We start from the raw sequence: 20270 nt of genomic DNA, 5'->3' as shown, positions 1-20270 counted from the left end.
TGGGATCGCGGTGATCGCCGTGGTTGCGGTACTGCCGGTGTTTGCCGTGACCGTGGCGGCGTCCGCCGGCGCCACTACGCGGCCGGCGCAGGTTCCACCCCTGGGCCGGCCCGGCATCCTTGGCCTGCACGTTGGCCCGGGCACCGTTGACAGGGCGGGCTCGCCGGCGGCGACCAGCGGGAACCTGCTGCTGGACAAGGGCGTGCTGACCCCTCTCGCGGACGTCCCCGGCTCGGCGATGACCGCGTACGTCGACACCAACAACCGCGGGGAGTTCGCTGGCTACGCGGATGCCGCCACCGCGACGGCGCAGCTTCGTGGCTTTCTGCGGGACGCGCGTGGTCGCTTCACCAAGTTCGACGCGCCCGGCGCCACGCAAACGCTTGCCTTCGGGCTCAACGACCGGGGCCGGGTCGTGGGCGGCTACGTCGACGGCGGCGCCGTCCACGGCTTCGCGCGGAACCCGGGCGGCGGCTTCACCACGTTTGACGTTCCCGGCGCGGCAGTCACCCAGGCCATGGGCATCAACAACCGAGACCAGATCGTCGGCGTGTACGGCGATGCCGGTGACGGGGCACGCCGCGGCTTTATCCGCACCGGTGATTCCTTCACCACGATCGACGTCCCCGGCGCCGTCGGCAGGAGCGGAGCCTTCGACATCAACGACCGCGGCGAGATCGTCGGCGGCTACCAGGACACCCAGGGCATGACCCATGGCTTCCGGCTGCGTGATGGCGTGTTCACCACGATCGATCCCCCCGGCGCCCGCGACACCCTCTGCCCCGGACCTCCTGGCTGTCGTGCGGACATCCCGGGCTTCGCGGCGACCGCGCCGCTGGGCATCAATAACCGCGGTCAGGTCGTGGGCCAGTACGCCGACGCCCAAGGACTGCACGCCTACCTGCTCGACCACGGCGTCTACACCACGATCGATCCCCCCGGCGGAACCACCATTGCCGCCGACATCAACGACCGCGGCCAGATCGTCCTGCCCGGCCCTCTCGGCCTCTTCATCCAATACAGCGGACCGTCCTGAGGCCGGCCGCGGGCCGTACCGTCCATGGAGGGTGTCTCATGACGAAACGCATACTGATCGGGTTGGCCGCCATCGGATTCGCCGTGGCGAGCGTTGGGGCCTCGTCCGCGGCGACGGCGCGACCGGACCAGCCCGGGTTGCGGCCGGTCGCCGCATCGATCGACGATGTGCGGCAGCAAAGCCCGGTATTCGTGTACGTGCGGGGCCGGTACACCGCGTTCGACGTGCCGTTCGGTCAGTCCGGGGGCGACGGTGCGGCGATCAACAACCCTGGCCAGGTCGCGGGCGGCTACCGCGATCCGGCAACCGACTGTCTGCGCGGCTTCCTGCGTACCAGGAACGGCGCGTTCGCCCGCATCGATGCCCCTGCCGCGAACGGCGGCTCCACCCAGCCGATGCGGATCAATGACCGCGGCGTGATCGTCGGCAGCTACCGGGCCGATCCGTCGTGTCAGGACGCGGTGCCGGCGCGCGGCTTCGTACGCGACCAGCACGGCCGGTACACCACGATCCACATCGCCGGTGCCGTGCGGACCCAGGCCACCGGAGTCAACAACCGCGGCCAGGTGGTGGGCGACTACCTCAACCCCGATGGGTCCGTGCACGGCTACCGGTTCGACCGCGGCCGTGTCACCACGATCGACGGGCCGGCCGGCGCCGGCCAGGTGAGCGTGCTGGACATCAACGACCGCGGTCAGATGGTCGGCGTCTACGCCGATGCGGCCGGAGCGCCACACGGGTTCCTGCTCACCGGCGGCATCTACACCACCATCGACATGCCCGGCGTGACGTACACGTTTCCGTTCGCCATCAACGACCGCGGCCAGATCGCCGGCTTCACCACCGACGCGCTGCCGGTTCCCACGGCCACCGACGTGCACGGCTTCGTGCTGGGTGACGGAGCCGGCGGACCGGTGACCCGCATCGACGTCCCCGGCGCGGTTATCGGCACCGTCGCCCTCGACATCAACGACGCCGGCACCGTGGCCGGCATGTACGGCAACCCGAACGCGGCCCCGAGCGCGCCCGACGCCGGCCTAGCGATGCCCGGCATGGCCAACCTGCTGAAGGGAGCACCACATTGACGTGGCACCTCGGCCGGGCGGCCGGCCTCCAGCGGCCGACCGGAGCCACGAATTTCGTTCATCGACATGGTTAGGAGGAAATCGTGGATCAGCTCACCCCCCATCATCGCCGCGCCCTGCGGCTGGTCGTCGCCACCTCACTCGTCGCCGCCATGCTCGGTACTGGAACGTCTGCCGCGGCAGACGGACGCCAATCAGGGCCGCGAGCTCCTGTCCCGGTGTTCGTCCTGGAACACGGCCGCTACCACGGCTTCGATGTCCCGTTCGGTCCCTACGCGGGTGAACTCGTCGGGATCAACAACCGGGGCGACATCACCGGCGGCTACGCCCAAACCGCGGATGCGTGCGTGCATGGCTTCCTGCGCGACGTGCGCGGCCGCTTCAGCCGGATCGACTTTCCCGGCGCCGGCGCCACGCAGCCGATCGACCTCGACGACCGCGGCACGATCGTTGGCAGTTACCAGATTGCCGACTGCAACGACACGTTGCACGGTTTCGTGCGCGACCCTCGCGGTCGGTTCGTCAGCCTGGACGCGCCGGGGTCGGTCGCCACCCAGGCATTCGGAATCAACAACCACGGCCAGGTCGTGGGCCAGTACAACACCGGCGACGGCGGGACACACGGGTTCGTGTGGGACCGTGGCAGATTCATGGTCATCGACGGGCCGGCCGGCGCGATCGGCGCGACCATCCTTGACGTCAACGACCGCGGCCAGATGGTCGGCCTGTACGCCGATCGGGCCGGAACCTTACACGCGTTCCTATTGATCGGCCGCGACTACACCGTCATCGACGTGCCGGCAGCCCCGGTCACGTTCCCGTTCGGCCTCAACAATCGCGGCGACGTAGCCCTCACCACCGCCACCCGCCTGGTACTCGAGCCGGGAGTCGGTGGATACGCGCTCCGCGCAGGTACGCGCACGGAGGTGGCCTTCCCCAAAGCCGCGGTCACGGCGGCGCTTGATATCAACGACCACGGCACGGTGATCGGCGTCTACAACAATCCGGCACCCCGGACGGACCGGTGACGAGATGACGACACGCCCTACCACCACGCCACCGCCGACGGCCAACCAAACACCCCACCAACCTGGACGGGCGGATCGAGCGCCCAACTGAGTGCTCCGCACAAATTCGTGCCCACTTCGCGTACATGATCAATCTGGGTCAGCCACAGGGCCAGGGCGGCCACGGCGACCGCGATGCCCAGCAGGTAGACCAGGTGCCAGGTGGCCGGTCGCCGCCCGAGCAGCGCAGCCCGGCGGCGGGTCGATGAACGGCCGCAGCAGTGCGCCGAGCCACAGCCGCTGGTCGTGACCGCTGGCCTGAAGCTCGCCGAGGGTCATCGACCCGAGCACGAGCGCCACCGAGCGCGCGAGGCGGCCGAGCGCGCGAGGCGGCCGAGCAGCACACCCACGCAGCCCGCCAATGCGATCAGGGCCGGGCCGGTGCCGGCCTCCGCCAGATGGGGGGTACCGACGCTACCGGGCAGTGCTTGGTGGACGGCCGTGTGAACGTGATCAGGAAGCGGTCGATGGCCTCGTCGGTGCCGGCGATGCGTCCGTAGACGCCGTGGCCCAGCCGACAGGTAGAGCACGAACCAATGCCGCTGGTTCCTGGACCTTCGTGAGTCATCGGGGTGGACGGGGCGGCATGGCACTTGAGCAATAGGTATCGGGTATGTATCCTCGCTAGCCATGAAGGAAGTAGTGCTGGCCCTGCTCCACGGTGACGGCGCACACGGGTATGAGGTGAAGCAGACCCTGGACGGGAAGTTCGAGGACCTGTTGCCGGCGTTGAACGCGGGGCAGATCTACACCACCCTTGCCCGGCTGACCCGCGACGAGTTGGTGACCAGTGAGCAGGTCCGAGGGGACGCGCGGGGCAAGCGGGTTTACCGGCTCACCGCGGCGGGCCGGGCGGTGCTGGAGGAATGGGTCAACCGTCCGGTCTCCGGCATGCGGCTCAAAAGCGAGTTCTTGATGAAGCTCGTTGCGGTGGCGGCGGCGCAGCTGGCGGAGCCGGGCCGGCTGATCGAGAACCAGCGCCACGAGTACCTGCAGTCGTTGCGTGACCTCGACGGGCTGCTGCAGTCCCGTCGGCACGGTCCGACCGCGCGGTTGCTCGTGGAGGGCTCGATCCTGCATCTGCGCGCCGACCTGGAGTGGCTCGACCTGATCGAGTCGAGACTCATCGAAGAAGGGAAGATCGCGTGATGCCGGTATTGGAGGCGCGGGCGCTCGTCAAGACGTACCTGTCCCGTGGTGCGCCGGTGCGTGCCCTGGATGGGGTCGACCTGGCAGTCGAGCGGGGCGAGTTCGTCGCGATCATGGGACCGAGCGGGTGCGGCAAGTCCACGCTGCTCAACCTCTTGGCGGGCTTCGATCGTCCGTCGGCCGGAGAGGTGTGGCTCGGCGGGCAACGCATCGACGGGTTGAGCGAGGCGAAGCTGGCGCGCCTGCGCCGGCGCCGCATCGGGTTCGTCTTCCAGTTCTTCAACCTGCTACCGGCGCTGTCCGTGGCGGAGAATGTCGAGCTGCCGCTGCTGCTGGCCGGCCAGCGTCGACGGGCGGCGCGGCGCGGTGCTATCGGACTGCTGAACGAGCTCGGCGTTGCGGACAGGCGCGACGCGGGACCCGCCCTGTTGTCCGGGGGGCAGCAGCAGCGGGTTGCACTGGCTCGCGCGATGGCCAACTCGCCCGACATCGTGCTCGCGGATGAACCGACCGGCAACCTGGACTCCGCGGCGGCACGGGGAGTGCTCGACCTGCTCGGCGAAGCCCGACGGCGCGGGCAGACGCTGCTTATGGTCACGCACGATGCCCGGGCTGCGGCGGCCGCTGACCGGGTGATCCGGCTCCGGGACGGGCGGATCGTCGCCGACGGCCGACTGGAACCGGCCCGGACAGTACCGGACCTGCTCGACCTGGGCGGCGACCAGTGACGCTCACCCTGGTCCGACTCGCGCTCGCCGGTATCCGTTCCAGCCTGCTCGCGGCCACCTTCACGATAGTGATCACAGCGGCCGCCGCGGCGACGCTGGTCATCGCGCTGGAGGTACGAGCCAGCGCGGTCGATCCGTGGCAGCGGACGTTCCAAGCCGCGCACGGCGCAGACGTGCTCGCGGTCGTCCCGTCGCTCGACGACGCACACACGGTCGCCGCGTTGCCCGTCGTTGCCGAGCGGGACGACCCGGTTCCAAGCGCATTCGGAACCGCCATTATCGGTGGCCACAGCGAACCCTTGGAGTTCGCCGGGCTGGGCGGCCCGCCCGCAATCAACGCTCCCGTCCGGACCGAGGGCGCGTCGCAGCCGGGCTCCGGGATCGTGCTCGAACGCAGTCTCGCCGCCGCCCTGCACATCACGGTCGGCAGCGTGATCGGGGTGTCGACGCCGGCCGGCGCCACGAGTCTGACGGTCGTCGGTACCGGTATCTCACCCAGCCAACCGCGATACCCCCGGCACAACCCCGGCCTCGGCTGGATCAGCCGCGACGCCCTGCAGAAGATCCAGCCCGACCAGACCCGCTGGGTGTGGACCCAACCGGTCCGGCTGAGCGACCCCGCAGCCGCGCCGGCCTTCGCCACCGCCGCCCTGGCCGCACTCCCGGCGGCCGCCCACCCCAACAGCGGGATCGCCATGCTCTCCTGGCAGCAGCAGCGCGAAGACGCCCTGCTCGACAGTCAGCCGATCACCATCATCCTGGGCATGTTCACCATCCTGCTGCTGATCGTCGGCTTCGCCGTCACCGGCATCCTCACCGCCGCCCGGGTCAGCGCCCAGTACCGGGAAATAGGGCTGCTCAAGGCCGTCGGGCTCACCCCGGGTCAGGTCAGCACGGTGTTCCTGGTCGAGACGGCCGCGCTCGGACTCGCCGCGGTCGCCGTCGGGTTCCCGGTGGGCGCCGCCCTGGCCCCGCGCCTGGCCGCGCCCAGCGCGCAGACCCTCATCGGCGCACCAAGCCTGGCGATCCAGCCGTGGCACGCGTTGCTGGCCAGCGCCGTGGTGCTCCCGGTCCTGCTGCTCAGCGCCTTCCTGGCCGCCCGGCGCGTGACCCGGTCCAGCACCCTCAACGCCATCCGCGCGGGCTCCGCCGCACCCACCCCGACCGGACGGCTCGCCCGCGCCGTTGCCCGCGCCGGCCTGCCGCTGCCGGCCACCCTGGGCCTGAAGGATCTGATCGCCCGCCGCAGGCGCACCTTCTGGACGGCGACCGCGGTCGCCGTGACCGGCGCGGTTGTCGTCGCCACCATGCAGATGCGGGCTGCACTGCGTATCCCCACGGTCGGCACCGTCAGCGATGTACCCACCGAACTGTCCACGCTTATCTACAGCCTCGACGCCGTCCTCATCATCATCGCCACGACGACGCTGGTGGCGGTGATGCTGCTGACGGTCCGCGAACAGATCCGCGACTTCGGAGTGCTCAAGGCCATCGGACTGACGCCCGCACAGATCACCGCCAGCCTCGTCAGCGCCCAGGCGCTCGTGGCAGTGTTCGCTGCGCTGCTGTCGATCCCCTTGGGAGTCGGGCTCTACCTGGCGGTGGTGAGCATCACCGGCGGCGCCGAGAACGGTGCAGTCTTCGCACCATGGTGGTATCTCGCGCTGGTCCCGGTCGCGGTCGCCGCGGCGGTGGCCGTGACCACCAGCGTGCCGGCCCGACTCGCCGCCCAGATCCGAGTCACCGAGGCCGTCCGCTACGAGTAACGGGCCCGCCCGGACTCGCCCACGAACGTGCCAGCCAACACAGGGGAGGCACCCGACCATGACCACTCGTCGAACGCTGCTCCGCACCGGCTTCGCCACCGCAGTAGCAGCGACCACTGCCGTCGCCACCGGATCCCACACGGCCCTGGCGCAGCGGGCTCCCACATTGAGCCTGCCGGCACCCACCGGCCGGTACCGGGTCGGCACCACCTCCGTGCACCTGGTCGACCACACCCGTATCGATCCGCTGGCACCGACCCCCCAGGCGCGCGAACTGATGGTCCGGCTGTGGTACCCCGCCGCCGGCGACCAGCGTCAGCACCCGGCAGCGGCATATCTGCCCACCGCCGTCGCCACCCGCTACGTCCAGTTCATCAACGAGAACTCCGGCGCCCACCATCCGACGACCTGCTGGCCCTCCCCACCCACAGCCGCCAGGACGCCGCCGCTATCGCCAACCGGCGCCCGATCCTGCTGTTCTCCCACAGCTACGGCGTCAGCGTCGCCCTCAACACCGGGCTACACGAGCAGCTGGCCAGCCACGGCTACGTCGTGGCCGGCATCGACCACACCTACGACGCCGGCGCCGTCGAGTTCCCCGACGGCAGGGTCGTATCCCAAAAACCAGACATACCCATCGACGACCTGCTCCGCTCGGTCCGCACCGCCGACACCCTGTTCGTGCTGGACCGACTCATCCAGCTCGTCGCCGCCGGACGCAACCCCGCTGCCGGTTCCCGCCTGCCCCACGGCCTCCACCGAACCCTCGACCCGACCCGCATCGGCGGGTACGGCCACTCACTCGGCAGCCCAACCATCGTGACCGCCATGCAACTGGACCGGCGCATCGACGCCGGCGCCGGACTTGACGGCGACCTGCGCGACGGCGACCTAACCGGTACCGGCCTCGGCCAACCGTTGAGCCGCCATGATCTTTCCGGACAGGTGCACCAAGTAGAATTGGTTCGCCTGGGGAGGAAGAACTTTGCCTCGTGTGCTCGACGGTGTCGGCGGTTCGGCACGCTCGACGCCGTGGGAGTAGGCCGGAGGCACCGCGGCGGAAATGCCGGCGTCGCCATCCCGACGACCGGTTTGTGCTCGCCGGTGCCAGCGCGCTGTCCTTGACGTGCAAGACGCTATGCGACCAAGGACGGCCGCTGCCCGATCGACGGCGCCGCCTGGCTCTGTCTCGAATCAGGTCCGCGAAGTGACCCCGGGCCACTACCCGGCTCGGTCTCCAGCCAGAGGTGCGCGCGTGCGTACTAAAAGTTGCGCGCCCCGACCGCTACCGTGCCTGGCGTGGCGATCCAAGGGCTGGCCGGCGGCCCTTTTGGCCGCAGCTGGATGTCGCGATAGGACACGCTCCCGGGCGTCCGTCGCCTACCTCGAGGAGCGCCCCGTTCGGTGAACGACATCGACGCCGCCTGCCGACGCGCCGACGACCTGGCCGACGTCGGCCGGTACGCCGAGGCAGAACAGATCGTGCGCACCGACTTGGCCCAGGCGCCGAGCAGTGCGGAGCTGCTGACCATGCTCGGCTACCTGCTTCGCCTGCAGGAGCGCTATCTCGACGCGCTGGCCGCCTGCAATGCCGCCCTGGCGACGGCGCTTCGCTGGCTCTTGGCCGGTCAGATGACGTTGACCGCGTCCAGGAGACGGGCGGCGAGTTCGGTGTCGCCGTTGACGGTCACGTCGCTGTCGCGCCAGGAGGAGCGTTGTGTGCCCCAGTCGGGGAAGCTCAGTGCGGGGGCGGTGACGTGCGCGGCGACGGGGCCGCCGGCCGGAGTGAGGACACCCGCTGCGTCGATCCACCAGGTTCCGCCGGCGGGGCCGGTGAGAGTGAGGGCGACGCGGGCGTCGAGCCCGGCGACGGGCTTCTGCGTGATCTGGTTGTTCAGTACGGCGATCATCCAGGTCAGGACCGCCCGCATCCGGTCGGCGTCGGTGGGCGGGGTGGGCCGGTTGAGCGCGGGGGCCATGTCGTGGCGTAGGTGGGTGTGGTGGTCGAAGACGAGCGCACCGCCGATCATGAGGCCCAGGGGGTAGCGGCCGAGTTCGGCCAGCGGTACCCGCGCGCGGGTGGCGGGTGTGCGCCGCACGACGTCGAGCAGCGTGGCCGCTCGCCGGCTGGTGCGGGTGTATTCGGCCATGACCTGTGCCCGGCTCCAGGCGCGGCGCCGGTCGACGGGGCGCTCGTTGAACTGTTCGAGGCTCGGGGCGAGGACCGTGCGGAACCCGGCTGGGGTGTAGAAGTTCCGCGCGGTCGCACCGATGTGGGCGACGATGTCGGCGATGCGCCAACCTTTCGCGGCGCTGGGTGCCGCCCATTCGTCGTCGCTGAGGGAGTTGGTGAAGTCGAGCATTTGGGTGCGTTCGGCGCGCAGGGCGGCGACCATGTTGCGCAGGTCCGCTGCAGGGAGGCGAGAGGCCATGTCATCTTCTTCTCTCTGTTTTGGGGTCGCTGGCGGGTTTCGGGTCGCTGAAGGCAGCGACGTCCTGGTGATGTGGGTGGTCTAATACGTCGGACTGCGCGGCGGGGATGGGCTCAGCCGGGACGGCGGACGGCCCGTACGGCCGTGTCGTAGAGGTCGAACAGGTCGACCTGCCCGCCCAGCCGGACCCATTCCTCGTTGGCTGTCTGCAGGCAGGTGATCGCCGCGGCCGCGATCGCGCGGGCCTGGAGGGTGCGACGGTCGGAGTCGGGCAGTCGTGGCTCGATCAGTGGCGCGAGCAGGTCCTGCCAGCGAGCCTGCTTCTCGGCGTGACCGGCGCGCAGGGAGTCGTTACTGAACAGGAACGTCACCAGCTCAAGTCGCCGCTGCGCCGTCATCTGGATCTCGTCGAGGACCTGGAACGCCGCGCGTAGCGACGCCCAGGCGCCCTCGTCGGCCGGGCGCTGCGCGAAGCGCGCGGCGATCAGCTCGCCCTGTTCGTCCAAGCCGCTGAGCGCCAGGTCTTCCTTGTTGCGGAAATAGTTGAACAGCGTCCTCCGGGACACACCGGCCGCCGCGGCGACCTCCTCGACCGTCGTGTCATCGAACCCCTTTTCGGCGAACAACTCGACCGCGGTGCGGGCGAGCAGCGAGCGCACCACCGAGCGGGTCTGCTCACGCAGAGGTACCGGTTTCTGAGCCATGCACCGACGGTACATCTATTCATATCGTGTAGCAACTTGCACTCCGTGCAGGGCCGTGCATATAGTGTTGACATGACGAAGATTGACTACTCGAACCAGACCACCATCGTCACCGGAGCCAGCTCCGGTCTCGGCGCGGAATTCGCGCGTCAGCTGGCCCGCCGCGGCTCGAACCTCGTGCTCGTCGCCCGCCGAGCGGACCGGCTCGAAGCCCTGGCCGGCGAGCTCACCCGTGCCCACGGCGTCACCGTGACCACCATCGCCCGCGACCTCGGCCTGCCCGACGCCGGGCGCACGCTGCGCGCCGAGCTGGAATCCCGCGGCATCTACGCCACCGGGCTGGTGAACAACGCGGGCTTCGGCACCCACAACACCTTCACCGACGAGGACCCGGACCGTCTGCAAGACATGATCGCGCTGAACATCGGCGCGCTGGTCGACCTCAGCCGCGCCTACATCGACCCGCTGACCGCCGCCCGTACCGGCGTCCTGATCAACGTGGCGAGCCTGCTGGGCTTCCAGCCGACCCCGTACCTGAGCGTCTACGGCGCCACCAAGGCGTTCGTGCTCAGCTTCACCGAATCGCTGTGGGAGGAGACCCGCGGCACCGGTCTACGCGTCCTGGCCGTGTGCCCGGGTGCGATGCAGACCGAGTTCTTCGACGCCGCCGGCAGCCAGGCGGCCGACTACGGCGCGAAGCGGGCAATCCCCGAGGACGTCGTGCGGATCGCCCTCGACACGCTCGACCGCCGCTCCGCCCCACCGTCGGTGATTACCAACGGCCGGACGCTGTCGCTGGCCAGCAAGTTCCTGCCGCGTCGCCTCGTCGTCCGGATCATGGGGTCGACTCAGCGCCGCGCCATGAGCAACGCCTGACGTCACCGAGAGCAGACCCGCCGGGCGCTGCCCTCGTCGCCGCCGCCACCACCAACCGTCGATCGAGGAGCCATCCCATGACCAGCGCCATACCGCAATCCCCCGCCACGTCCGCCGGCCAATCCGACGCGGAACGCTTCGAAACAATCCTCGCTGTTCAGCGCGCCGCCTACCTCCGCGACGGGGCGCCGTCACTGACGAAGCGGCGCAGTGATCTGAAGAACTTCAAGGCGGCACTGCTCGCGCGACGCGGCGCCATCGAAGAAGCGGTCAACTCCGACTTCGGCAACCGCTCACGACCGGGATCCGCGGAGAGGCGGTTGGCGAGCACACACCCCGCGGGGCCGGCGCCGACGATCACGTAGTCGAACAGTGTCACAACGAAACTCCCGTCCTACCCGTCACGTCGCCGCCCGCACACGATGTGGACGGCCAGGCCGGCAGCACGTGCCGCCGGGGCCGACGCGCCGTCGTCGCCGTGAACACCGGCGCGAGCACGGCGGCCGCGACCGTCACGGTGGCCAGCCCGACCACGACAGCGGCGATCATTACGCCGCCATCACCCGTCGCCAGATTGCTGATCATGTGTTTGCCGTCGGTCAGGAATGTCGCGGCGTCGTAGCGGGTCATCGCGCGGCCGAGGGACAGCCCGGTTCCCCACATCACGGCGGCGACCAGCACGCTCAACTTGATGTTCACGAGCAGCACGAGCTTGGCGTACATGGCTTACCCTCGCGGCGGCACCTGTAACGGTCCGATGTGGACGCTGCCGAGCAGCCACCTGCCGGCCGACCGTACCGCGGTCAGCGAGATCCGGAACCGGCCCGAGTCGTACACCACTCCCGTGGACGCAACCCAGGACGTCTGCTGATACAGCACACCGACCACGACGGCGGCCGTACCGTGCTCGTGCACCTGCGGGTCGGCCACCGCGAACGCCCGGTTCTCAACGCCGTCTCCGAAGCGTTCCAGCCACTGCTGGCGGCCGAGAAGTCGCGAGCGGAACACCATGCTCAGCGCCGCGGCTGGCCTGACATCACGGTTTGCGGCCGATCACGGCGCCGTTCGCTCCGGCCGCCTCGAACCAGACCGTGCGTACGTCGTGGAAGCCGAGGTCGGCCAGCCATGCGCCGTACTCGGCCGGTGTGTAGTTGCGGCCCTCGGTCTCGACCAGCATGTTGAGGCTCATCAGTGCTGCGGCCGGGGGGCCGGTTCGCTCGTCGTTGACCAGCAGCTCGGCGATGATCACCTGACCACCGCTCGGCAGTGCCGCCCAGCATTTCCGGAGGATCGCGCGGCAACGGTCCTCCGCCCAGTCGTGCATGATCATGGACAGCAGGATCGTGTCATGCCCATCGGGCAGCGCGGAATCGGCGAAGAAGTCGCCGGCCACCGTACCGATCCGTCCCGCAAGGCCCGCCTCCTCGACCTTTCCGGCGGCGATGTCGGCCACCTTCGGCAGGTCGTACACCGTCGCGGTCAGGCCGGGGTAGAGCCGGCACAGTTCGATGTCGTACGCCGCGGAGCCGCCCCCGACATCGAGCAACCGGCGCGCGCCGCTGAGGTCGACGGCCCGGCCGAGCGCGCGGGCGGTGAACGTCGACAGCGAGTGCATCGCCTCCCAGAACACGGCGAGCAGCCGGGGATCCTCGCCCTCGAAGAGAGAGCTCTGCTTATCCGGATCCCACGTGGTCGGGCGGTTCGTGCGGATCGCCTCGGTCAGCCTGCCCCACCCGGGATACAGCCGCTGGTCGAGCATCTGCACAAAGCCACCGAAATAGTAGGGCGTGCCTCGGACCAGGAACTCCTCGGCGATCGGGCTGTTGACATAGCGGCTGTCGTTCTTCACGAGCAGCCCGAGTGCGGCGCACCCGGTGAGCAGCATGTCCGCCGGTCGATCCTCGATCGCGAGCGCCTCGGCAAGCTCTCCGGCCGTCGTACCGGCCGTACCGGACAGGCGGGAGAACAGGTCGAGCTCATGGGCTGCGGCGAGCGTTTTGAACGCCCAGAAGCCGGTCGCCAGTTGCATCAAGGGGACGGGCGACAATGCTCGATCGGTGTCCGTGGTCATGAAAACCTCCACAGGGTGTCGGTCATGGTGGTCGGCTCAGCTGGCATGCCTGAAGACGAAGCCCTCCATGGAGGTGGTCAGCTCGTCCCGGTTCTCCCGGTAGCGCAGGCAGTACCTGGTCGGATACCAGCCGGATCGCTCCCACGCGTGGGGCAGCTTGAGTGGGAAACAGGCGTCGTCCCGGGTGCCGTCGACCAGACCGCGGTACCACTCGTGGGTCACCATCGGCTCATAGAAGGTCACATCGTCGTCCCAGGTGCCGTAGACGAAGGCGTGGGTGAACCGTTCACCGTTGAACTCCGGCCCGGTTGGGTCGACCAGATGGTTGCCCATCGCCGGCTCCACCGCGTCGACGTCGGCGTAGTCCGAGTGCCGGTACCGCGGCGCGGGCAGATCCTTGCCCAGCCGGTAGTCCGCACAGTTCACGAGCGCCGGACACGGACCCGGCCGGATTGCGAGCCGCGCGGAGTTGTCGTTGACGTAGAAGTGCACGTCGAAATGCGGCAGGTCGTAAACCCCTGGCGGGACATGACCGGTCGGGTTCCAGTTCACCAGCACGTAGGTGAACGGCGAGTTCACGCTGCGTCGGAAGGCGTCGCTGAGGTGCAAGGCGTTCTCGTAGCCGCCGCTGCACTCGGTCATCCGGTCCTCGGTGCCATCGCCGTCGCGGTCGTAGCACCAGCGGCCTTCGTTCGGCGGATCGTAGGGCAGGCCGTCCAGGGTGCTCGCGTCGAACACCAGGCCGATCCCCCGCGGCACGCCGTTCTCGGACTGGGAGTACGCCCTCAGTACGCCGTTCCCACGTTGCGCGGACTCGCCGTACTGCGCGCACGGACCCCGGTACGACGCCGTGGCACGGACAAGATGCGGCACGGCCGAGTCCGGCACGTGCCGGGTGCGCTCGAGATCCGGGTTCCCGCGCGGCGCGAAACACACCGCGACGGTCCGACCGGCCTCGCTCGTAGCCGCGGAGGCCGCGGCGGGGACGGACAGGTTCGAGACGAGGACGGAGACGATTGCCGCCGCGCTGGTCAGGACTGTTTTCGGCATGAGACCTCCTGGATCGACGGCCGCGTTCCAGCCGGCTTCCGACCGGGGTGGGGATCGGTTGCTCGATGACAGGTGCCGGCGGCGGGCGCGAGCGGCACGGCGGCACCGACCACGCGCGGTGCCGTGTACGCCGCCTCGCCGGTGGCGACCGTCGCGCTGCGCGGCCTGTACCGGTGGGCGCCGGCGTTCGAGCGGAGCCTGCCGGTGCGGTGCAGTGGGAACTCGAAGGCGTGGAGAACCGCTCGACCAGCGCCCACGATGCGAGCAGCGTCGCGTTCGGGCAGTGTTCCATGACCTGGGCGAGGTTGCCGGTGTGGTCGACGTCGTCGTGGGAGATGAAGACGTAGCGCACATCGGCCGGATCGACCAGCCCGAACACGTCGTCCAGCCACTGCGCACGGTTAGCGACGGTGCCGGTGTCGACGATGACCGGCTCGGCGCCGCGGATCACCAACGAGTTCAGGTACACGCGCAGCGGCGCGCCGAGTGCCTCTTGCACCTGATGGATCAGCCACGCCTCATCGGCGACCCGCTTGGGACGGCGGATGATCGTGGGAACGGCAGGTTCGTAGGCCATGAGTATCGAGCGTACGAATGCGTCGACGCGCCGTGGATCCCGCGACCTCGGGTTTCACTGGAATGCTCCACGGGGGTTGACCCCCATGAACGAGGGGGTGACTGGACCCTTGACCCGTCGTACGCTGCCAAGAGTGGGCATCGACCAGGTTATTGCCGCACGGGACCGTGTGCTCGCCGCCGACGCCGCCGAGCGGCCGCTGACCGAGCTGCTCGGCGACGTGCTGGAGGCGCTGCACGGCGTCGCCGCGTTCTCGGTCGCGGCGCTGCTGCTGACCGACACCGACTCGATGCTGCCCTTCGGCGGCATCGTCGAAGGGCTCGACCCCTCCCAGTGCACGCCGTTCTGGGACAACGAGCTGCTTGACCCTGACTTCGCCAAGTTCACTTCTTTGGCGCGTAGCGCTGAACCCGTCGCCACGCTGTCGCAACTGACCGACGGCGACCTCGCTCGCAGCCCGCGCTACCGCAAACTGTACGAACCCGCCGGCGGCGGCGACGAGATCCGGGTGGCCTTCACCACCGGCGCGTCGTGCTGGGCCGTCGCCGCCCTGGTCCGCAGCGCCGAGCTGGGACCGTTCCCCGCCGCAGAATCGCACGCGGTCCTCGAACTCGTCCCCGTCGCCGCCCGAGCGATCCGCTCCGCCGTGATGCGCCGCGACCGCGCCACCGCCGACCAGGCGCCGACCATGCTCGTCATCGACAGCGACGCGTCACTCGTCTCGGCAACGCCCGGCGCAGCCGAGGTGCTGGCCGAGTTCGCCATCCACGGCGTCGACGTCGACGTGCCGACGGTCGCCCTGGCCGCAGCGCGACGAGCCGAGAATCTGAAGAACGCCACCGGGATCTCGATGCGCGCCCGCGGCAGCTCGGGCCGCTGGTTCCGCCTCCACGCTGCCCCGCTCGGTGAGTACCAGGTCGGCGTCGTGGTCGAGCCCGCCGGTCCAGGCGACCTCGTCTCCATCGTCCTCGAGTCCCACGGCCTGACCCAACGCGAGTCCGAAGTGGTGCCACTCCTCGCCCGGGGACTGTCGACCAAAGAGATCGCCACCGAGATGTGCATCTCGCGCCACACTGTCAACGACCACCTCAAAACGATCTTCTCCAAGTGTGGCGTGACCAGCCGCGGCGAACTCGTCGCCAGACTGTTCGCCGACCACATTCTCGAACATCACCACGCAGCAACCGTGCACCGCTGATCCGCCACAGTTCAGGGGTCGACGAGTCCTGATTGGTAGGCGAAGACGACCAGTTGGGCGCCGTCGCATGCGCCCGGCTTGACCATGGCCCGGCTGACGTGGGTGCGGGCCGTAGCGGGGCGGACCACGAGTCGTTCGGCGATCTCGTCGTTGCTGAGCCCTTCGCCGACGAGTCCGACGATCTGCCTTTCCCGTTCGGTGAGCGTGTCGATGTGCGGGTGCGGGTTGCGCGGGCGGGTGGGTCGAGACGCGAATTCGCGTACCACGCGGCGAGGGGGTCAGCAGGGCCTCGCCGTGGACGACCAGGCGGATCGCGCGTAGCAGTTCCGCGGCCTTGGTGTCTTTGGTGAGGAACCCACTGGCGCCCTGGCGTAGCGCGTCGAACACGTACTCGTCCAGTTCGAACGTGGTGAGCACGATGACCCGGGTGTTGTCATCGAAGGGTCGGCGGCCAGCCGGCGGGTCGCCTCGATCCCGTCGATGCCCGGCATCCGTACATCCATCAGGATGATCTCGGGGTGCGTATTGCCGGCCAGGGCAACGGTGGTGAGACCGTCGGCGGCCTCCCCGGCCACCCGCATGTCGTCCTCTGCTTCGATCAATGCCCGCAGGCCGATGCGGACGAGGTCCTGGTCGTCGGCGATCAGCACGCCGATCACGACGCGGCCTCGCCACTGGCCGGGGGCAGGGGCAGCACGGCGTGCACGCGGAACTTCTTGATCTGCTTGAGCAGCAATTCGTTCTCCTGGTCCCAGGCCGAGGCGGGCCGGTCCTTCATTCGTAGTAACCCGACCGGCACACCCCCAGCAACTGGCAGGACACCGCGACATCGATACCGTCGACGGCGAGCTCTTGGACCAGCCGGAACACTACTTTGGGAGAATGTTCTCCTTAGCGAAATACGCCGCCCGCCCGCTTGAGGATCTCGTTTTCCATCTCCAACTGACGGTTACGCCGGCGCAACTCGGCGAGTTTCTTTCTTCTCCTCGGTGCTCAACCGATCAGCGCGGCCGCCGTTGTCTGCGTCAGCCTGAGCCATCCAGTTCCGCAGGCACGACTCGCTGAACCGAAGATCTCTGGCCAGCTCAGGGACCGGCTTGTCGCCGATCCGCGCCTGCTCGACCGCCCGCTGGCGGAACTCGGCAGGGTGTGGGACAGGCATAGACGACATCCTTCCTGGACGCCGCCGGCCACCTCACCCCAGGTGTCCGGAAAACCGGGGGAAGCTCACGCGGTGTTCGCGCCGGGCCCGGTGTGCGTGTACGGCTGCTGGCTGCGGGCGGCGGGATCTTCCTCAGCGTCGGTGACGTCCTGGATCGTGCCGATCAGTAAGTGGCGTTCCCGCCACAGCCGCAGGCCTTAACTGGACGGGCCGAACCAGGTGGTGAGTGCGGCACGCAGAGATTCCCGGTCGTGGTGATCCGGGCGAGGCGTGTCGGTGGCCCAGGCGAGGTAGCAGTCCGGGCGCAGGAGCAGGCCGGTGGTCGAGGTGTCCTTGGTGTGGGCCGTGACGGTGTCGACGCGGTCGCGGCACTCGTGCGCCGCTGTTGCGAGCGATGCGTCTTCGGTGAGGTCGAGCAGCAGCGGCCGGGCGGTCGTGGTCAGCTCGGCGAGCCGGACTTGGCCCTTGCCGGTCGTGAGGAGCAGGTCGGGGGCCCACCGGCCGACGAGCGGGTGGGTCTCGCCGATTCCCATGTCGTAGCGAATGTCCGCGCCCGCCATCAGGTTCGCGATGTGCGCCACGGTGGTCTGGTCACGCAGGAGCTCGGTGAACAGTTCACGCAAGGCGGTGACCTCGGCGCCGGGGGCTAGCAGCGCGAGCTGGGCCTGGCTGTGCATGGCCACCCGCTCACCGACCGGCCGCCGCTCGGCGTCGTAGCTGTCCAGCAGCCCGGCCGGCGCCCAGCCATGGATCACCGCCGCCAGCTTCCAGCCGAGGTTGACCGCGTCTTGCAGGCCGAGGTTGAGTCCCGGTCCGCCGATCACGAAGTGCACGTGGGCGGCGTCGCCGACCAGCAGCACCCGGCCGTCGCGGTACCGGTCGGCCAGCCGGGTGTCGACGCCGATCCACCGATCCATCCGATACGGTCCCGAGCCGTCGGGTGGCCGCAGCGGCAGGTCCGCGCCCATGACCCGGTGGATGCTGTCGTGAAGTTCCTCGAGTGTCAGCGATCCGTCGACATCGATCCCGCTGGTTGTCCACTCGAGCGTGAACACCATTTCCGGTCGGGACGGAAGCCGCGCGTAGGCGAAGACTCCCTGTTCGGTGCGGTTGTACATCGGCGGGATGTAGCCATGACCAGGCAGGTTCAGCCCACCGGTGGCCGGGTCGACGAACTCCTCGGGTACGGCGACTTCTGCAAGGCGGCAGACGATGTCATCGCTTGCCGCGCCGGGAAATCCAATGCCGGCGAGTTTGCGGGTCATGCTGTGCGCACCGTCCGCGCCGACCAGGTAGCGGCCGTCGATCTGATAACGCCCGTTCGGGCCGGTGACCTCGACGGTGACAGTGTCGGCGTTCTGGGACAGCCCGGTCAGCTCGTGGCCCCTGCGGACCTCGACGCCCAGCTCGGCAGCGCGTTCGGCCAGCACCCGCTCGATATGGGTCTGCGGTACGGGCAGCAGATAGAAGGGGTTGTCGTCGAGCATGTGCAGGTCCATGGGCACGGCGCCGAAGAAGAACGCCGGGATCGGTTGCGGTGGCTCGGATGTCCCGGCTAGTGGTTGATACAGACCGCGGCGGTCGAGCATCTGGACCACCTGGCCGATCAGGGCGTTGGCCCGGTTCTCCCGCCTCGGCTCAGGCAGACGTTCCAGCACAACGGGATGCACGCCGGCCAGGCTCAGCTCGCGGGCGAGCATCAGCCCGTTCGGACCGGCGCCGGCAATCACGACATCGGCAACCATTGCAACGCTCCTCAGTCAGCGAAATCAATCGCCATCGTGGCGCGCCGCCGGCATACCCGGAAAACGTTTCGGCCGAGCCCGAAATGACTGCTACCCGCCGCCCGGTCGCATCGTGACGACACGATCAACCGCATGCTGAACACCATCGGAGCTCGATGACGGGGTGTTGAGCCTGATGAGGTCCAGGCCCAAGGCGGTCGTGCGGTGGATCACCGCCTTGCCGTCGCGGCGGCTGAAGATCAGGCGGGCCGCCCGCAGCGCCGCGCTGTGCGCCGACGCCGACGCCGCGCTGATGCCAAGCTGCCGTGCGATGTCACCGGTGGTGTGCTCGGTGGACAGCAGGCGCAGCACCGCGGCCCGGGTCGCGCCGAGGATCGCCGCGAGGGAGTCGGGCTCGGTGCCGACCCGGATGCTCAGCACGGCCGGGGCGGGGTAGGCGAGCAGGACCGGTTGATCAGGCAGTTCGCCCACCAGCGGCGGTCCCGTCCAGAACGCGGCCGGCGTGATCAGCAGCCCCCGCCCGCCCAACCGGACCGTGCGGTCCTGAGGACTGTCGATCAGCAGGCAGTCGCCGCGCCAGCGCGCCCCGGGTATCACCGTGGTCAGCGCGGCTCCAACCCCACGGCACGCCAGTAGCCGTCCGTGGTGCGCCAGTTCGCTGTGATGGTTGGCCCGGATATCGGCCCAATATGGTTGCGCCGCCGCCACGAACGCGGCTTTCGTCCCGTGCGCCAGCACCCGTCCGGCCTCGCGGTCGCCCTCGAATGCATAGCGGGGCAACAACGGAACACCCGAGTTGGGGGCGCTGAAATACAGCGCCATCTCCTGACGCAACCGCTTTGTGCCGATACCCAGAAACGTTTCCATCCCTTCGTCGAAGTCAGCGCTGACGGCGATCGTGGGTGACAACGCCCAGGAGAAGTGTCCGCCGAGTTGACGCACCGCCGGCCGCGCCGACACCGGGATCGCCGCCAGCGCGGCGCTGCGCCACCGCTCTCCCCACGACGCACGAATCCCCCGGCGCAGCCCGACGGCCACGAACTTCAGCTCCAGCATCGGAGCGGGCTCGGGCAGGAACCGCGTCGACGCGAGGTCTTCCGGGGTGAACAGGATTCGCAGCATGCTGTCCCCCTGACAGTCGCACCACAAGGTCCGTACCCATGAATCCTGCCCCGCTAACGGCTGGCTGCGGCGAGCTACACCTCGACATGGCCGTCCAGGTGAGAGCCTGACCTGAGGTTCACGGCGCTTCTCCAGCTGTTGTACCCCGTTGATCCGCCGTTCCCGCCGCACCGGGCCCACCCCCGGCCCGGACAGCACCTCCCCGATGCCCAGCGACGCGTCGACGCCACTGACGGCCGGCCCGGCATGACGCAGCCACACGATGAACAGGCCCAACTGCCCTACTACAACAACAAAAGGCTGCATTCCACCGTGAAACACCAGACACCACGCGAAGCGCGTGTCTGCTACCGTCCACCCATCGCCCTCGCGGCATGAATTTCCGGTGTCCGGTCCCGGGGTGGAACTTCAGTCCTGACTACCGTGACCGGGTCGACGCCGGGCGGGCCCTGGCAAGTTTCGTCGAGACGCCCCGTGCCCGGAGGCCGCTACAGAGACTCTT

The 20270-nt window shown here is 69.1% G+C and carries 20 protein-coding genes and 2 pseudogenes; 9 read left to right on the top strand and 13 right to left on the bottom strand.

Going from position 1 to position 20270, the window contains the following annotated elements; genetic code table 11:
• Window positions 1-10: 10 nt before the first annotated feature.
• From ACIA5D_RS43870 to ACIA5D_RS43840, 7 genes are all read left to right on the top strand, one after another.
• Entirely contained in the window at window positions 11-1036 is a 1026-nt protein-coding gene (locus tag ACIA5D_RS43870; protein ID WP_396036584.1) for a hypothetical protein, read from the top strand.
• A gap of 38 nt (window positions 1037-1074) precedes the next feature.
• On the top strand, window positions 1075-2121 hold the full coding sequence (locus ACIA5D_RS43865; RefSeq protein ID WP_396036583.1) for a hypothetical protein: 1047 nt from the start codon (window positions 1075-1077) through the stop codon (window positions 2119-2121).
• Window positions 2122-2204: 83 nt separating this feature from the next.
• Window positions 2205-3149 carry a hypothetical protein gene (locus ACIA5D_RS43860; protein ID WP_396036582.1) on the top strand — a complete coding sequence of 315 codons (945 nt, stop codon included), beginning with the start codon at window positions 2205-2207 and terminating at the stop codon, window positions 3147-3149.
• Between the two features lie 669 nt (window positions 3150-3818).
• On the top strand, window positions 3819-4337 hold the full coding sequence (locus tag ACIA5D_RS43855; RefSeq protein WP_396036581.1) for a PadR family transcriptional regulator: 519 nt from the start codon (window positions 3819-3821) through the stop codon (window positions 4335-4337).
• Window positions 4337-5065 (top strand): ABC transporter ATP-binding protein, encoded by a 729-nt coding sequence (locus ACIA5D_RS43850; RefSeq protein ID WP_396036602.1) that lies wholly within the window; start codon window positions 4337-4339, stop codon window positions 5063-5065. The genes ACIA5D_RS43855 and ACIA5D_RS43850 overlap by 1 nt, the downstream gene beginning before the upstream one ends.
• Window positions 5062-6831 (top strand): ABC transporter permease, encoded by a 1770-nt coding sequence (locus ACIA5D_RS43845; protein ID WP_396036580.1) that lies wholly within the window; start codon window positions 5062-5064, stop codon window positions 6829-6831. The genes ACIA5D_RS43850 and ACIA5D_RS43845 overlap by 4 nt, the downstream gene beginning before the upstream one ends.
• 27 nt (window positions 6832-6858) lie before the next feature.
• Window positions 6859-7956, top strand: coding sequence for a hypothetical protein (locus ACIA5D_RS43840; RefSeq protein WP_396036579.1), 1098 nt, complete (start codon window positions 6859-6861; stop codon window positions 7954-7956).
• A 503-nt stretch (window positions 7957-8459) separates the two neighbouring features.
• Here the strand turns inward: ACIA5D_RS43840 and ACIA5D_RS43835 are convergent.
• Both ACIA5D_RS43835 and ACIA5D_RS43830 read right to left on the bottom strand, forming a co-directional pair.
• Complete coding sequence (locus tag ACIA5D_RS43835; RefSeq protein WP_396036578.1) at window positions 8460-9263, bottom strand: maleylpyruvate isomerase N-terminal domain-containing protein; 804 nt, start codon at window positions 9261-9263, stop codon at window positions 8460-8462.
• A gap of 113 nt (window positions 9264-9376) precedes the next feature.
• A complete protein-coding gene (locus tag ACIA5D_RS43830) occupies window positions 9377-9967 on the bottom strand; it encodes a TetR family transcriptional regulator (RefSeq protein WP_396036577.1) in 591 nt (196 codons plus the stop codon).
• Window positions 9968-10039: 72 nt separating this feature from the next.
• On the opposite strand from ACIA5D_RS43830, the gene ACIA5D_RS43825 reads away from it, so the two are divergent.
• Window positions 10040-10843, top strand: coding sequence for an SDR family NAD(P)-dependent oxidoreductase (locus ACIA5D_RS43825; RefSeq protein ID WP_396036576.1), 804 nt, complete (start codon window positions 10040-10042; stop codon window positions 10841-10843).
• Window positions 10844-11012: 169 nt separating this feature from the next.
• Here ACIA5D_RS43825 and ACIA5D_RS43820 read toward each other — a convergent pair whose 3' ends face one another.
• The 6 genes and pseudogenes from ACIA5D_RS43820 to ACIA5D_RS43795 all read right to left on the bottom strand — a co-directional run.
• A complete protein-coding gene (locus ACIA5D_RS43820; RefSeq protein ID WP_396036604.1) occupies window positions 11013-11222 on the bottom strand; it encodes a hypothetical protein in 210 nt (69 codons plus the stop codon).
• Complete coding sequence (locus ACIA5D_RS43815) at window positions 11219-11566, bottom strand: hypothetical protein (protein ID WP_396036575.1); 348 nt, start codon at window positions 11564-11566, stop codon at window positions 11219-11221. The genes ACIA5D_RS43820 and ACIA5D_RS43815 overlap by 4 nt, the downstream gene beginning before the upstream one ends.
• 3 nt (window positions 11567-11569) lie before the next feature.
• Entirely contained in the window at window positions 11570-11854 is a 285-nt protein-coding gene (locus tag ACIA5D_RS43810) for a hypothetical protein (protein WP_396036574.1), read from the bottom strand.
• A gap of 25 nt (window positions 11855-11879) precedes the next feature.
• On the bottom strand, window positions 11880-12914 hold the full coding sequence (locus ACIA5D_RS43805) for a methyltransferase (protein ID WP_396036573.1): 1035 nt from the start codon (window positions 12912-12914) through the stop codon (window positions 11880-11882).
• Window positions 12915-12950: 36 nt separating this feature from the next.
• The gene (locus ACIA5D_RS43800; protein ID WP_396036572.1) at window positions 12951-13964 is read right to left on the bottom strand and encodes a hypothetical protein; all 1014 of its coding nucleotides are present in this window, start codon (window positions 13962-13964) and stop codon (window positions 12951-12953) included.
• 262 nt (window positions 13965-14226) lie between these two features.
• A pseudogene (locus ACIA5D_RS43795) lies at window positions 14227-14541 on the bottom strand (MBL fold metallo-hydrolase); the annotation flags it as partial.
• A gap of 133 nt (window positions 14542-14674) precedes the next feature.
• Between ACIA5D_RS43795 and ACIA5D_RS43790 the strand changes: the two are divergent.
• On the top strand, window positions 14675-15739 hold the full coding sequence (locus tag ACIA5D_RS43790) for a LuxR C-terminal-related transcriptional regulator (RefSeq protein WP_396036571.1): 1065 nt from the start codon (window positions 14675-14677) through the stop codon (window positions 15737-15739).
• Window positions 15740-15750: 11 nt separating this feature from the next.
• Here the strand turns inward: ACIA5D_RS43790 and ACIA5D_RS43785 are convergent.
• The 5 genes and pseudogenes from ACIA5D_RS43785 to ACIA5D_RS43765 form a co-directional block, all read right to left on the bottom strand.
• Window positions 15751-16398, bottom strand: a pseudogene (locus ACIA5D_RS43785) (response regulator).
• Window positions 16395-16517 (bottom strand): hypothetical protein, encoded by a 123-nt coding sequence (locus ACIA5D_RS43780; protein ID WP_396036570.1) that lies wholly within the window; start codon window positions 16515-16517, stop codon window positions 16395-16397. The pseudogene ACIA5D_RS43785 and the gene ACIA5D_RS43780 overlap by 4 nt, the downstream one beginning before the upstream one ends.
• A gap of 171 nt (window positions 16518-16688) precedes the next feature.
• Complete coding sequence (locus ACIA5D_RS43775; protein ID WP_396036568.1) at window positions 16689-16901, bottom strand: transposase; 213 nt, start codon at window positions 16899-16901, stop codon at window positions 16689-16691.
• 197 nt (window positions 16902-17098) lie between these two features.
• A complete protein-coding gene (locus ACIA5D_RS43770; protein ID WP_396036567.1) occupies window positions 17099-18646 on the bottom strand; it encodes an FAD-dependent monooxygenase in 1548 nt (515 codons plus the stop codon).
• A 90-nt stretch (window positions 18647-18736) separates the two neighbouring features.
• Window positions 18737-19768 carry a hypothetical protein gene (locus tag ACIA5D_RS43765; protein ID WP_396036566.1) on the bottom strand — a complete coding sequence of 344 codons (1032 nt, stop codon included), beginning with the start codon at window positions 19766-19768 and terminating at the stop codon, window positions 18737-18739.
• Between the last annotated feature and the right edge of the window lie 502 nt (window positions 19769-20270).

The sequence above is a fragment of the Actinoplanes sp. NPDC051513 genome (genome assembly GCF_044454685.1).
In the GTDB taxonomy this organism is placed as follows: domain Bacteria; phylum Actinomycetota; class Actinomycetes; order Mycobacteriales; family Micromonosporaceae; genus Actinoplanes.
The sequence above is the reverse complement of the archived record's forward strand: the minus strand, read 5'-3'. Positions and strand labels throughout refer to the sequence as shown.